This window comes from Pseudomonas sp. B392_1p (assembly GCF_052245235.1).
Lineage (GTDB): Bacteria > Pseudomonadota > Gammaproteobacteria > Pseudomonadales > Pseudomonadaceae > Serpens > Serpens gallinarum.
Map to the genome: position 1 here is coordinate 67,673 of NZ_JBQPXM010000014.1, position 12,623 is coordinate 80,295.

Below are 12,623 nucleotides of genomic sequence, written 5' to 3' on the forward strand. Positions count from 1 at the left end.
ACCTTTAGAGAGCGCTGAGCAGCGTGTTGAAGGTTTCCTGGGCAGCCTTGATGATCTGCGACGAGGCGGTGTAGTACTGCTGGAACTTGATCAGATTGGTAGCCTCTTCGTCGAGGTTGACACCCGACAGCGACTCACGGGTCGCGGTGGCCTGAGTAAGAATCGCCTCGGTGGCGCCGTTGTCCGCCTGTGCCTGGGCGGTCTTCGCGCCAACCTCGCTGATCAGCGAACCATACGCGGTGGTAAAGCTGGAGCCCTTGCCGGCAGCATCGACATCGACCGTCGCCTTGCTCTGCAAATCCTGCAGCTTGAGCGCGTTGCGGTTGTCCGACTGGCCATCTCGATTGAAGGAAATAGTGAAGCTGTCGTTGTTGGCTGGAGAACCACTGACAGTCGCACTGAATTCAACCGTAATACCCGCAACGGTCACCGCCAGAGGCAGCTCTTTGGATTGGCCCGGAATGTAAGTGCCCGCCGCAGCCGTAACTTCTGCGCCATTCACATCGTAGAGCTTGTAGTCCTGCATGCCGGTTGCCGCATCTACCTCACCAAACACCACCCGGACGGGCATTGCAGCTTTGATCGCATCTTGCTGAGCTTGCTGATCAGCAGCCGGCGCGTAGATATCCAGATGCGTCTTCAGCTCCGGCTGGCTGATACTGCCCGTGCCGTAGTTGCCACTGCCGGTGGTCGCACTCAGCGGCGCAGCCAAACCAAGGCGTTTGGGCTCGGTAAGCGCCACCGAAATATCGCCCGCGGCATGACGGGTGGGGATCAGCGTGAAGGTATCGCCCGCTGCCGGAGCGCCGCCCGCAAAACTCAGACTAAAACCATCAGCCAGCTCCGGCTCCGGATCAGTCGCTAGATCGAAAGCGCCCATATCCGTGCCGTCGGATCGACGCACCGTAAACTCGGTGGCACTGGTGAACTCTACTTCATAGTCATACTTGCTGAGCTGGCTGGTATCGGTAATCCGCACCTCGAAATTGCCTGAGCCGGCGCTGTTGCCCCCTTGGGCAATGCTGCGCTGATTCACTACATTCGCGGCGTTGATATCACCAAACAGGGTGGCGCCAAACTCGCCATTCAGATCGAGACCCTGGCCCAATTGCTGATTGACCTGATCCGCGATGACCAAGGACAAACGGCCCAGTTCATTCATGGCCGGATCGAGCACTTCGCTGCGGTAACGCAACAGGCCACCCACAGTGCCGCCCGTCACTACATCAGTGATATCAATACGCGTGGTCGGCGTGGTGAAGATCATCGCCAGACGCGAAGGATCGTCTTTGCTCGGCTCTGCCGTCAGGGTATTGGCCTGATTGCCGATCACCAGCGGCTGACCGCTGCCGAGGAACAGGGCGAACTGGCCGTCCTGATCCACCACCTTGACGCCTACCAGCCCAGACAGCTCGCGCACGGCCTGGTCTCGCGAATCCATCAGATCGTTCGGCTTGATACCGTTGAGGGATGCTGTCTTGATCGCGACGTTGAGCTTGGCCACCTTGTCTGCCAAACCATTGACCGTGTCCGTCATGGTCTTCAGCTGGCTGTTGACGTAGGCCCCCTGGTCCTCCATTTGCGTCTGCACCGAGCCGAAACGATTGCTCAACGATTCAGCGGAGGTCATCAACAACTGGCGCGAGGCAAGGTCAGTGGGTTTGCTGACCACATTCTGCACGGAATCAAAAAAACCCTTGAGCACCACGTTCACACCGGTGCCACTGTCGGCCAGCAGGGAGTTGATCTGGTTGATGCTGTCCAGATACGACTTGGTATCGCCATTCAGGGCGGTAGCGCTCTGCAGTTGGGTGTCGATAAAGCCGCTGTACATGCGGCGCACATCGTTCAACGTGGTGCCGCTGCCGATGAAGCCGGCCGGGCCGATGTATTGACCGCCAGACGACTGCTGTGTCACCTGCTGGCGCGAAAAGCCGGGCGTGTCTGCGTTGGTGATGTTGTGACCGACGGTGCTCAGGTGGGCCTGGCTGGCCGCGAGCCCGGAAATGCCGATGGAGAGCAAACCTGCCATGTTTCAGCTTCCTAAATGTTCTTCGTCGTGCCGGCGGCGGCGACCATCTGGTAGGTCTGCAACTGCTTGGCGATCTGGTTGACCTTGCGCGCGTACTGCGGATCGGTGGCGTAGCCAGCCTGCTGCAGTTCACGCATGAACGTGTCCGGGTTATCGGCGGTTTGCAGCGCTTCTTGATAGCGGCCGTTGCTTTGCAGGAAGGTCGCGTAGTCGTCGAAGCTTTGCGCGTAAGAGGCGTAGCTGCGGAACTCGGCCTGCTCCTTCACCGCCTGGCCGTTGTAGAACTCGGTGGTGGTGGTGCTGGCGGAATCCCCCCCCCAGCCATGGGCCTTGATGCCGAACAGGTTATGGCTGCTGCTGCCGTCGTCCTGGCGAATGATTGAGCGGCCCCACCCGGTTTCCAGCGCGGCCTGGGCCACCAGGTGGCGGGCATCGACACCCAGGCGGCGCGCGGCGCTTTCGGCCATGGGCAACATGGCGGCGACGAATTCTTCTGGCGAATTGAAGCGGTCCGGCATGCCCGCCGGCTGGCCATTGAAGCGCACGCTACCGGCATTGCCGGCACGGTCATAACCGCCAGTGGGCGGATGCCAACCCAGATCCACCAGCGGCTGGCCCGGCTGGGCGGTAGCCACGGTGGCGGTTTCAGTTGCTGCCTGAGCGGTGTTGCTTCGGTAGTTCGGCAGCGTCAGGCGCCGCGCCTTGAGCAATTGTCGGTCGTCGCGCAGCTCGCCATCGGTGCCGCCCGTCAGTGTCGGACGCTCGACCGCCGCGCCCGCCAGCGCCGGCGCTTCGGCACTGCGAAACGGATTCTCACGCACGCTGGCTTGACGGTCCTTGCTCAGCTGACGCACCAGGACATCAGCCAGGCCGATACCGGCGCCCTGCTTGGGCAGGGTCACGGCCATCTGCTGATCGTGCATGTCGCGGTAATGCTTGCTGGTCTCGCTGTTCATGAAATTGTCGTCGGCCAGCACGTCGTTGGCCTGACGCATGGCCTTGAACATTTGGCTGAGGAACAGCGACTCAAACTCCTGAGCGACCTTGCGGGTGTTTTCCTCGCTGTCGCGATCCTTGCCGACCTTCAACTGATTGAGGCGATTGAGGTCGGTGTAGGCGCCACTGTCGCCCACACTGGGAGCGCTAAATTTCATGCTCATCCCTTAGATCACAATCAGGTCGGCTTGCAGTGCGCCGGCCTGTTTCAGGGCTTCAAGAATGGCCATCAGGTCGCTGGGCGCTGCGCCCACCTGGTTCACCGCACGGACGATTTCGTCCAGGGTGGTGCCCGGCGCGAATTTGAACATCGGTTTCACTTCTTGCTGGGCATTGACCTTCGAACGTGGCACCACCACGGTTTCGCCATCGGAGAACGGTGCTGGCTGACTGACGATGGGGTCTTCGGTGATGCTCACGGTGAGACTGCCGTGGGTAACAGCGGCCGGCGCTACGCGCACGTTCTGACCGATGACGATGGTACCGGTGCGCGAATTGATGACGACTTTGGCAGCTGCCTGGCCGAGATCGATTTCCAGGTTTTCCAGAATCGACAGGTAATCGACACGCTGATTGGGGTTCAGCGGCGCGCTGACCCGCACCGAGCCACCGTCAATCGCCTGGGCGACATTCGGGCCCAGCAATTCGTTAATGCGGTCGACGATGTTCTTCGCCGTGGTGAAGTCCGGGCGATTGAGGTTGAGGGTCAGGCTGGTGCCTTGGTCGAAACCGCTCGGCACTGCGCGCTCGACGGTAGCGCCCCCAGGAATGCGGCCCGCTGAGGGCACGTTGACGGTGATACGCGAACCGTCCGCGCCGCCGGCATCGAAGCCGCCTACGACAAGGTTGCCCTGGGCAATGGCGTAAATGTTGCCGTCGATGCCCTTGAGCGGCGCCATCAACAGGCTGCCACCGCGCAGGCTTTTCGAGTTACCGATCGACGACACGGTGATGTCGATGGTCTGCCCCGGCTTGGCAAAAGGCGGCAGGTCGGCATGAATCGACACCGCCGCGACGTTCTTCAACTGCACGCTGCCCACACTGGGCGGCACCTTGATGCCGAACTGGGCGAGCATGTTGTTGAAGGTTTGCAGGGTAAAGGGCGTTTGCGTGGTCTGGTCGCCCGTGCCGTTGAGGCCCACCACCAGCCCGTAACCGATCAACTGGTTGGAACGCACGCCCTGGATGCTGGCGATGTCCTTGAGCCGCTCGGCCTGCACGGCGAAGCTGGCCAGCAGGCCGAGCGCAATAAGCAGGTACTTGGTCATGGGTTAATTCCTAAGCGACGGTAGTCGTGCGTAGCTGTGTTAAGTAGGGGCGAATTCATTCGCCTGGCATCGCGTCTTCCGGCTGCTGCGGGGATGCGACGAACCAGGCGGCCGATGCCGTTGTGGTTGTCGCAGCGGCTGCGTGGTTCGGTGATCATGCGCACGGCGAATGAATTCGCCCCTACAGCGGTTATGCCAGACGAGCCATTCGGCAGAACCATCATCGCCTGCGCCCCCAGGCCGAAGCCTTTGCAGCACTTCATTCCGTCACCTAGAACGGCCACATTGGGCTCATGAAGAAGCGGCTCAACCAGCCCGGCTGGCTGGCATCGGCAAAGGCGCCGGTGCCTGAGTAAGTGATGCGCGCATCGGCCACGCGGGTGGACGACACGGTGTTATCGGTGCCGATATCGTCGGAGCGGATCAGGCCGGCAATACGTACCAGCTCTTCGCCAGTGTTCAGAGTCATCCACTTCTCACCACGCACCGACAGAATGCCGTTGGGCAGCACTTCGGCCACAGTCACGGTGATCGAGCCAGTTAGGCTGTTGCTTTGCCCGGCCTTGGCCGAGCCGTTGTTGTCCCGCTCCCCGGCGAATTCCGCGCCCAAGGTCATGGTATTACCGGTCATCGGATTGGTCGCCGACACCGCGCCGCCGAACAACGAGGTCAGGCCAATGTTGGCACTGCTGTCTTTGCTCAACTGGGAGTTAGCACTCTTGCTGGCCTGGGTCCTCTCGTTGAGGGTGATGGTGATGATGTCACCGACCCGGTAGGCCTTGCGGTCGTCGAACAGGTTCATGCCGAACCCGGACTGGTAGATCGCGCCATTGTTCTGTTCGACAGGCAGCGGCGTACGCGGCAGCACCGGCGCGTAATACGGCTCGTTGGGCTTGGCCGGCGGTGCCATGCAGCCACTCAACAGAGCTAGAAACGTCAGGGAGAACAACAGCCGGAGCATCAGGAGGCAACCTCGCAAAAGGATCGAGGGGCGCGGCTTACAAGCGCACGCCCCTACGGCATTACAACTGCTGGGTCACAAAGCCGAGCATCTGGTCAGCGGTGGAGATGACCTTGGAATTCATCTCGTAGGCACGTTGGGTGGTGATCATGTTCACCAGCTCTTCAACGGTACTGACGTTGGAGTTCTCCAAGGTGCTCTGTAGCACTGTGCCCAGCCCGTTCAGGCCTGGCTGGCCAACCTGCGGCGCGCCGCTAGCGGCGGTTTCCTGAAACAGGTTGCCACCGGTGGCCTGCAAGCCGGCCGGGTTGATGAAGTCTGCGGTCTGGATGTTGCCAATCACCTGCAGCTCGGCCTCGCCGGCCAGGCCGATGGAAACGGTGCCGTCTTCACCGACGCTGAAGGTCTGGGTTTCCGGCGGCACGACAATCGCCGGCTCTACCGGAAAGCCGCTGGCGGTGACCACCTGGCCTTCGGAGTTGAGGTGGAAGGTGCCGTCGCGGGTATAGGACAGACTGCCGTCGGGCATCAGGATCTGGAAGAAACCACGGCCGTTGATGGCCATGTCCAGCGGCTGCTCGGTGGTCTGCAGGCTGCCGGCGGTGAAGTTCTTCTGGGTGCCGACGATGCGCACGCCCGTGCCCAGTTGCAGCCCCGAAGGCAGCTCGGTGTCCTGGGTGTTCTGCGCGCCCGGCTGGCGACGTACCTGATACATCAGGTCCTGAAACTCGGCGCGGTCGCGCTTGAAGCCGGTCGTCGAGACGTTGGCCAGGTTGTTGGAAATGGTAGTCAGGTTCATGTCCTGGGCGGACAGACCGGTTTTACTTACCCACAGAGCCGGAAGCATGGAATGTTCTCCTTCATCGACGCCCACGAGCGCCGCAAATAATTAGCTGATCTGCATGACCTTGGTCATCGCCGCGGCATCATCCTCGGCGGTGCGCATCATCTTGATGTGCAGTTCGAATTGGCGGGACAAGGCAAGCATCGAAGTCATCTCGGCGACGGCGTTGACGTTGCTGGTTTCCTGGAAGCCGGACACCACTTGCACGGTCGCATCGGCCTCGACCGGCTGCCCGCTCTTGTGGTGGATCATGCCGTCGAGGCCTTTTTCCATCTGCTGCAAGTCAGGCTTGACCAGCTTGATGCGGTCCACCTCGGCCATCACGTTGGGGTTCTCGCCCAGCGCGCGAATGCTGATGGTGCCATCGCTACCGATCTCGACCTTCTGCTCCGGCGGAATCACCACCGGGCCGGCATTGCCCATCACCGGCAAATCATTGCCGGCACGCAGGATGCCGACCGCATCGATCTTCAGGCTGGCGGTACGCACATAGGCTTCGCCGCCTTGCGGTGTTTGTACGGCGATCCAGCCCTCGCCCTCGATGGCGATGTCCAGGTCGCGACCGGTTTCCTGCAAGGCGCCGGGGGTGAAGTCAGTGGCCGGACGCTCGGTCATGGCATAGGCCCGCGCCGGCAAACTGTCGCCGAACACAGGCATCGAGCGCGCCTGTTCAAAATCACGACGAAAGCCATTGGTGGAGAGGTTGGCCAGATTGTTGGCATGCGCCCGCTGCGCCAGCGTGTTCTGGCTAGCACCGGTCATGGCCACATAAAGCATCTTGTCCACTACGTCCTCCGGCAGCTTCTTGCCGCCTTTTTCAGGGTTTGCAGTAGAAGTAGCAAACAGCGTGCCAGGGCTTTAGCCACACACCACATGCATGAATAGCTTTAGTAGGAGCGGACTTGTCCGCGATTGACTCACACTGGCGCGATCCGCATCGCGGACAAGTCCGCTCCTACATTCAGCTCTGGGTCCGCTAGACCATCAATCAAATGGACGGGCTTCCAGCAAACCCTGCGGCAAAAAAAACGGGACACCCGTGGCGTCCCGTTTTTTAAAGCTACCCGCCTCAGCCCATCTGGATGGTGGTCTGCAAAATGGTGCTTTCGGTAGTCACGGTCTTGGCGTTGGCCTGGTAGTTGCTCTGCGCCTTGATGAGCTGCACCAGTTGCGCGGTCAGGTCGACGTTAGACTCCTCCAGTGCGCCTGCCTGCATGGCGCCAAAGGTGCCAGTCTTGGCCGTACCCTCCACCGGCACGCCTGAAGCGTAGGTTTCCAGCCAGGCAGTCCCGCCAACCGGCTTGAGACCTTGGACGTTGGAGAAGTTGACCAGCATCACTTGGCCGATCTGCTTAGACTGTCCGTTGGTGTAGCTGGCGAACATCACGCCCGTTTCGTCGATATTCAAGCCGGCCAGCTGACCCGTGGCGTAGCCATCCTGAGTCTGGGTGGTGACCGAGGACACTGCGTTGTACTGGGTCATCTTGGTCATGTCGATGTCCACACTGGCAACAGCGGCAGAACCGTTCCCCGCCCAGGTACCATCAGCCCGCTGCTCGCCCGGCAGCCAGTTGGTCAGCGAAAAAGTACCATCCGCATTGACAGTAATACCCGCCGTACCAGCCGTAGCCGTATCCAGGGCTCCGGAGGAGTCGAACACCAAGTCCACAGACTCAGGCACCGGTGGCTCCTGGCTGGGGTCGGCCGGATTACGCCCATCGACCAGCACCTGCATCGTCCAATTTCCACCCGCCGTCTTGGTGAAGTACTGGCTCATAGTGTGGGCGTTACCCAGCGAGTCGTACATCGGCACCGACGTTGCCCAGTTGTAGGTATTGGTGTTTTGCGGATCAAAAGCCAGGGTAATAGCCTTCGCCGAGGAATCCAGATTCAGGGTTTCGGTAATCTGGGTCGTGGCCTTGGGTGCCACGTTGCTGCTATCCAGCTGCAGGTCGACCTTCTGCCCCGCCACGATATCGCCCGCGGAGTTGATGCCGTAGCCCTGCAGCTTATAGCCCGCACTGTTGACAATATAACCGTCCTTGTCCGTACCGAACTCACCGGCGCGGGTGTACATCATCTGACCCTGAGCGCTCAGAGCAAAGAAACCATTGCCATTGACCGCCAGATCCAGGCTGTTGCCTGTGTTATTGATATTGCCCTGGGTGAACTGCTGAGAAATCGCAGCGGTGCGCACACCAGCACCCGCAACCTTGCCGCCGGTACCGAGGATAGATGCCGAGTACACGTCAGCGAATTCCGCACGCGAGCCCTTGAAGCCGGTGGTGGCGACGTTTGCGATGTTGTTGCCGGTTACAGCGAGATCTTTATTGGCTGCGGCCAGACCGCTCAGAGCGACGTTGAACGACATGAGTTAACTCCTTGGAAATCGGTTTTATTGGCCAATGGTCTGCACGCTGGAGAGCGGTACGCGCCCCATGCCAGCCAGGTTCAAATACATTTCACCGCCACCCAGGGTGACGCTGTTAACGGTGGCCGGCAGGAAGGTCGGCAACGCGGTGGCTTCGCCATCGATCAATGCCTCGGCAACAAAGGTGTAATTGCCCGACTCCACTGGATCACCAGCGTCGTTGACGCCATCCCAGATGAAGTCCACGGAGCCTGCGCTCCATTCGCCCAGCTCCAGGGTTTTCACCACGGCGCCGCTGTCGTTGTAGACCTTGATATTCAGGTTGCTGCCACTGGCGGGCATGACCACGTTGCCGGTAAAACTCTTGCTGGTGTCCACCAGCGCCTGACCGCTTTGCACGATCACCGAGCGACCAACCAGAGACGAGGCCTGCAGCGCCTGGGATGACTGGTAGGAACCCATGAAGGACTCCACCGTCGAGTTCAGGTTATTCATGCTTTCCAGGCTGCTGAACTGTGCCAGCTGGGCCACGAACGCCGTGTTGTCCTGCGGGTCCAGCGGGTTCTGATTTTCCATCTGCGCGACCAGCAGCTGCAGAAAGGAATCCTTGCCCATGGCGCTGTCGCCAGTGGTCTTGGCTGCAGGTTTGTGCTGGTATTGGTCCAGTACGGATTGGGCGGTGTTGTTATTGACAGTGCTCATGTCGATCCTTCGCCTTACTGACCGAGAGTCAGTACTTTCTGCATCATGGTTTTCGCGGTGTTCATCATTTCCGCATTGGTCTGGAAGGCCCGGCTGGCAGAGATCATGTCGGCCATTTCTTCCACCACATTGACGTTCGGATAGAACACGTAGCCTTCCGCGTTCGCAGCCGGATGGCTCGGCTCATAGCGGGCCTGCAGCTCGCTCTGGTCCTCGACGATGCCGGTGACCTGCACACCGACGCCGGCATTGCCACGCTCATCGAACAGCGACTGACTGGCGTTGGGATTGGTCGCATCGTGCAACACGGTGGCAAACACCGGCTTACGGGCACGATAGGTCTGATCGATGCTGGAGGACACGGTCTCGGCGTTGGCGATGTTGCTCGCCACGGTATTCAGACGGGTGCTCTGGGCGCTCATGCCACTACCGGCGATGTTGAACACGTTGGTCAGCGACATGGCTTACTCTCCGCGCAGGGCCGACATCAGCCCTTTGAATTTACTGTTGAGGAAGGTAAAGCTGGCTTGAAAGTCCACGGCGTTCTGCGCGTAGCTGGCCTGCTCGACCTGTGCATCGACGGTGTTGCCGTCGATGGACGGGTGATGCGGGGTGCGGTATTGCAGCGCCGCTTCACTGAAGGACACGCCCTCGCCTTCGATATGGCGGGCCTGGGTACGATTCAGGCTGAACGTGCTGCCTTTGCTCTGCTCCATCTGCGCCGCGAGGACGCTGGAAAATTCCACATCACGCGCCTTGTAATGCGGCGTGTCGGCGTTGGCGATGTTATTGGCCAAGACCTCGGCACGCTGGGAGCGGAAGCTCAACGCCTTCTCATGAATGCCCAGGGCTTTGTCGAAACTGATGCTCATGCTCAACCTCTTTCCCATCATTGGGACAGGGAACTGCGGTCGCCAGACAATTGCCGACCGCGGATACTGGCTGAGATAAAGCAATCATTGTGCCACTTGCATGGACAGCCATGATTCAGCGAGCCCGGGAGGACGTTACTGCGCCCGGTTAGCAAAATAGCGGCAAGCGTTTACCGCCTGACGGCAATCAAGGCGGCAAAACCCGTGACGAACTCGCCATCCGCAAGACCAGTGATGTCGCCCCGACAGCAAGAGCTCGGCCCGAGGTCGAGCCTTCCACAATGCGCGCGCGCAATGGCTCGGATTGCAGTGAAGGTGGTCACCTCGCCAAGAAAGACAAGGTCAGCGAAGAGGGTTTATTACAACTGCGCAGCTCTGGGCCTCAGAAGACGCATCTCAATCATCCAGCGCATTGCGCAGCAAGCGACCGATCTGCTCCAGCGGATAACCACGATACGCCAGGAAGCGTCCTTGCCGAGCGCGCTCCTTGGCGTCCTGCGGCAGCTGACCGGCGAACTTGCGCCGCCAGACCTCGCGTAGCTGCTCGGTCCAGTCCACCTCGCATTGACTCAGTGCCTGCTCGACTTCGGCACGCGGCAGGCCACGCTGGGTAAGCTCTTCGCGAATTCGCGCTGGGCCACAACCGGCGCGGGCGCGACTGGCGATATAGCTTTCCAGATAACGCGCCTCATTGAGCAGTCCTTCTTCCGTCAATCGGTCGAGAGCGCTGTCGATCAGCTCAGGCGGCGCGCCACGCTGACGTAGCTTGCGGGTCAACTCGGCGCGCCCATGTTCGCGGCGCGCCAGCAGGTCCATCGCAACCCGACGCACAGCAACAGGCGTATCCAGAACAATAGCCATAGATCAGACGATTACTGGTCGCTGGCCAGTTCCGCCTTGGCAGTAGCCTTTGCGTCGGCCTCGGCCTTGGCACCAGAGCCCGCCTTCACATTAACCGGGGCGGCCAGCAGCTTTTCACGAATGCCCTTGTCCAGCGCCTCGCGCACGTCCAGGTTGTCTTCCAGATACTTGGCGGCATTCGCCTTGCCCTGGCCGATCTTGTTGCCCTGGTAGCTGTACCAGGCACCGGATTTCTCAACCAGACCCTGCTGCACGCCAAGGTCGATGATCTCGCCGTTGCGGTAGATACCCTTGCCGTAGAGGATCTGGAACTCGGCCTGGCGGAAGGGCGGCGCGACCTTGTTCTTCACGACCTTGACGCGGGTTTCGCTGCCGACCACCTCATCGCCTTCCTTGACCGCGCCGGTACGGCGAATATCCAGGCGCACCGAGGCGTAGAACTTCAACGCGTTACCACCGGTGGTGGTTTCCGGGCTGCCGAACATCACACCGATCTTCATGCGGATCTGGTTGATGAAGATCACCAGGCAGTTGGCATTCTTAATGTTGCCGGTGATCTTGCGCAGCGCCTGGGACATCAGGCGGGCCTGCAGGCCGACATGCATGTCACCCATTTCACCTTCGATCTCCGCCTTGGGCACCAAGGCTGCCACGGAGTCGACCACAATCACGTCGATGGCGTTGGAGCGCACCAGCATGTCGGTGATTTCCAGCGCCTGCTCACCGGTGTCCGGCTGCGAGACGAGCAGGTCATCGACATTCACGCCGAGCTTGCCGGCGTATTCAGGATCCAATGCGTGCTCCGCATCGACGAAGGCACAGGTGGCGCCCATCTTCTGCGCCTCGGCAATCACCGACAGGGTCAGGGTGGTTTTACCCGAGGATTCCGGACCGTAGATTTCCACGATACGGCCCTTGGGCAGGCCGCCAATACCGAGTGCAATATCCAGGCCCAGCGAGCCGGTGGAAATGGCCGGAATGGCCTGACGGTCATGATCGCCCATGCGCATCACCGCACCCTTGCCAAACTGCTTCTCGATCTGGCCCAGGGCCGCCGCCAAGGCGCGCTTCTTGTTCTCGTCCATTGAATTCCTCACGTATTCGACAGGGCCAGACGGCCGCAACAACTGTATAAGTAGCCAGTATTAGAGCATAGGCAAAAAGGCTCGCCTACCCCTCGCCGGGATTTTCTCCGATGACCAGTCGCAACAATCCGTGCAAGGCCGCTTCTACCGACCGACGGCGCACTTCGGCGCGATCGCCGGCAAAACGATAACAGTGGGTCGTGACCTGCGCGCCATCGGCCCAGGCCAACCAGACGGTACCTACCGGCTTGTCCGGCGTGCCGCCATCCGGCCCGGCAATACCGCTCACCGCCACGGCAAACCGCGCGCCGCTGCAACGCCCCGCGCCCAGCGCCATGGCCTCCACCACCTCGCGACTGACCGCGCCGACCGTCGCAAACAGCGCGGCCGACACCCCCAGCTGCGCGGTCTTCTGGCTATTGGAATAGGTTACATAGCCAGCCTCGAACCAGGATGAACTGCCAGGGATGCGCGTGATCGCTTCGGCAATCCCGCCCCCGGTGCACGATTCGGCGGTGGTGACCTGCGCGCCCAGGCGTTGCAGCTCAGCGCCCAGCCGATGGGCCAAATGAGTGAGTTCGTCCATGTCCGCTCCTGAGGTCTAAGTGATTTTGTCGCAAGCCGCACACGA

General features: G+C 60.7%; 13 protein-coding genes. All 13 read right to left on the reverse strand.

From position 1 onward, the window contains the following. Window positions 1-4 precede the first annotated feature (4 nt). The gene (flgK, locus tag ACTV8E_RS17915; protein WP_443200378.1) at window positions 5-2,032 is read right to left on the reverse strand and encodes a flagellar hook-associated protein FlgK; all 2,028 of its coding nucleotides are present in this window, start codon (window positions 2,030-2,032) and stop codon (window positions 5-7) included. An 11-nt stretch (window positions 2,033-2,043) separates the two neighbouring features. Further along, the gene (flgJ, locus tag ACTV8E_RS17920) at window positions 2,044-3,192 is read right to left on the reverse strand and encodes a flagellar assembly peptidoglycan hydrolase FlgJ (RefSeq protein WP_443200379.1); all 1,149 of its coding nucleotides are present in this window, start codon (window positions 3,190-3,192) and stop codon (window positions 2,044-2,046) included. A 3-nt stretch (window positions 3,193-3,195) separates the two neighbouring features. Then, complete coding sequence (locus ACTV8E_RS17925) at window positions 3,196-4,296, reverse strand: flagellar basal body P-ring protein FlgI (RefSeq protein WP_251837140.1); 1,101 nt, start codon at window positions 4,294-4,296, stop codon at window positions 3,196-3,198. Window positions 4,297-4,567: 271 nt separating this feature from the next. Then, the gene (gene flgH / locus ACTV8E_RS17930; RefSeq protein ID WP_251837141.1) at window positions 4,568-5,257 is read right to left on the reverse strand and encodes a flagellar basal body L-ring protein FlgH; all 690 of its coding nucleotides are present in this window, start codon (window positions 5,255-5,257) and stop codon (window positions 4,568-4,570) included. Window positions 5,258-5,318: 61 nt separating this feature from the next. Then, window positions 5,319-6,104, reverse strand: a complete 786-nt coding sequence (gene flgG / locus ACTV8E_RS17935) for a flagellar basal-body rod protein FlgG (protein ID WP_251837142.1) — start codon at window positions 6,102-6,104, stop codon at window positions 5,319-5,321. A gap of 42 nt (window positions 6,105-6,146) precedes the next feature. Next, window positions 6,147-6,887: a flagellar basal body rod protein FlgF gene (locus tag ACTV8E_RS17940; protein WP_443200380.1), complete on the reverse strand. Its 741-nt coding sequence runs from the start codon at window positions 6,885-6,887 to the stop codon at window positions 6,147-6,149. A 283-nt stretch (window positions 6,888-7,170) separates the two neighbouring features. Beyond that, the gene (flgE, locus tag ACTV8E_RS17945; RefSeq protein ID WP_273537655.1) at window positions 7,171-8,472 is read right to left on the reverse strand and encodes a flagellar hook protein FlgE; all 1,302 of its coding nucleotides are present in this window, start codon (window positions 8,470-8,472) and stop codon (window positions 7,171-7,173) included. A 24-nt stretch (window positions 8,473-8,496) separates the two neighbouring features. Next, window positions 8,497-9,174 carry a flagellar hook assembly protein FlgD gene (locus ACTV8E_RS17950; RefSeq protein ID WP_273537652.1) on the reverse strand — a complete coding sequence of 226 codons (678 nt, stop codon included), beginning with the start codon at window positions 9,172-9,174 and terminating at the stop codon, window positions 8,497-8,499. Between the two features lie 14 nt (window positions 9,175-9,188). Beyond that, complete coding sequence (gene flgC, locus ACTV8E_RS17955) at window positions 9,189-9,635, reverse strand: flagellar basal body rod protein FlgC (RefSeq protein WP_251837146.1); 447 nt, start codon at window positions 9,633-9,635, stop codon at window positions 9,189-9,191. Window positions 9,636-9,638: 3 nt separating this feature from the next. Beyond that, entirely contained in the window at window positions 9,639-10,046 is a 408-nt protein-coding gene (gene flgB, locus ACTV8E_RS17960; RefSeq protein WP_251837147.1) for a flagellar basal body rod protein FlgB, read from the reverse strand. A 396-nt stretch (window positions 10,047-10,442) separates the two neighbouring features. After that, on the reverse strand, window positions 10,443-10,907 hold the full coding sequence (recX, locus tag ACTV8E_RS17965) for a recombination regulator RecX (protein WP_443200381.1): 465 nt from the start codon (window positions 10,905-10,907) through the stop codon (window positions 10,443-10,445). A gap of 11 nt (window positions 10,908-10,918) precedes the next feature. Then, on the reverse strand, window positions 10,919-11,992 hold the full coding sequence (recA, locus tag ACTV8E_RS17970; RefSeq protein ID WP_251837149.1) for a recombinase RecA: 1,074 nt from the start codon (window positions 11,990-11,992) through the stop codon (window positions 10,919-10,921). A gap of 85 nt (window positions 11,993-12,077) precedes the next feature. Beyond that, the gene (locus tag ACTV8E_RS17975) at window positions 12,078-12,578 is read right to left on the reverse strand and encodes a CinA family protein (protein WP_273535404.1); all 501 of its coding nucleotides are present in this window, start codon (window positions 12,576-12,578) and stop codon (window positions 12,078-12,080) included. Between the last annotated feature and the right edge of the window lie 45 nt (window positions 12,579-12,623).

Coding starts and splice junctions, on each gene's coding strand:
- flgH (WP_251837141.1), bottom strand. CDS start 5,257: ATGCTCCGGCTGTTGTTCTCCCTGACGTTTCTAGCTCTGTTGAGTGGC.
- recA (WP_251837149.1), bottom strand. CDS start 11,992: ATGGACGAGAACAAGAAGCGCGCCTTGGCGGCGGCCCTGGGCCAGATC.
- ACTV8E_RS17925 (WP_251837140.1), bottom strand. CDS start 4,296: ATGACCAAGTACCTGCTTATTGCGCTCGGCCTGCTGGCCAGCTTCGCC.
- ACTV8E_RS17950 (WP_273537652.1), bottom strand. CDS start 9,174: ATGAGCACTGTCAATAACAACACCGCCCAATCCGTACTGGACCAATAC.
- flgK (WP_443200378.1), bottom strand. CDS start 2,032: ATGGCAGGTTTGCTCTCCATCGGCATTTCCGGGCTCGCGGCCAGCCAG.
- flgJ (WP_443200379.1), bottom strand. CDS start 3,192: ATGAGCATGAAATTTAGCGCTCCCAGTGTGGGCGACAGTGGCGCCTAC.
- flgB (WP_251837147.1), bottom strand. CDS start 10,046: ATGAGCATCAGTTTCGACAAAGCCCTGGGCATTCATGAGAAGGCGTTG.
- flgC (WP_251837146.1), bottom strand. CDS start 9,635: ATGTCGCTGACCAACGTGTTCAACATCGCCGGTAGTGGCATGAGCGCC.
- flgG (WP_251837142.1), bottom strand. CDS start 6,104: ATGCTTCCGGCTCTGTGGGTAAGTAAAACCGGTCTGTCCGCCCAGGAC.
- ACTV8E_RS17975 (WP_273535404.1), bottom strand. CDS start 12,578: ATGGACGAACTCACTCATTTGGCCCATCGGCTGGGCGCTGAGCTGCAA.
- recX (WP_443200381.1), bottom strand. CDS start 10,907: ATGGCTATTGTTCTGGATACGCCTGTTGCTGTGCGTCGGGTTGCGATG.
- flgE (WP_273537655.1), bottom strand. CDS start 8,472: ATGTCGTTCAACGTCGCTCTGAGCGGTCTGGCCGCAGCCAATAAAGAT.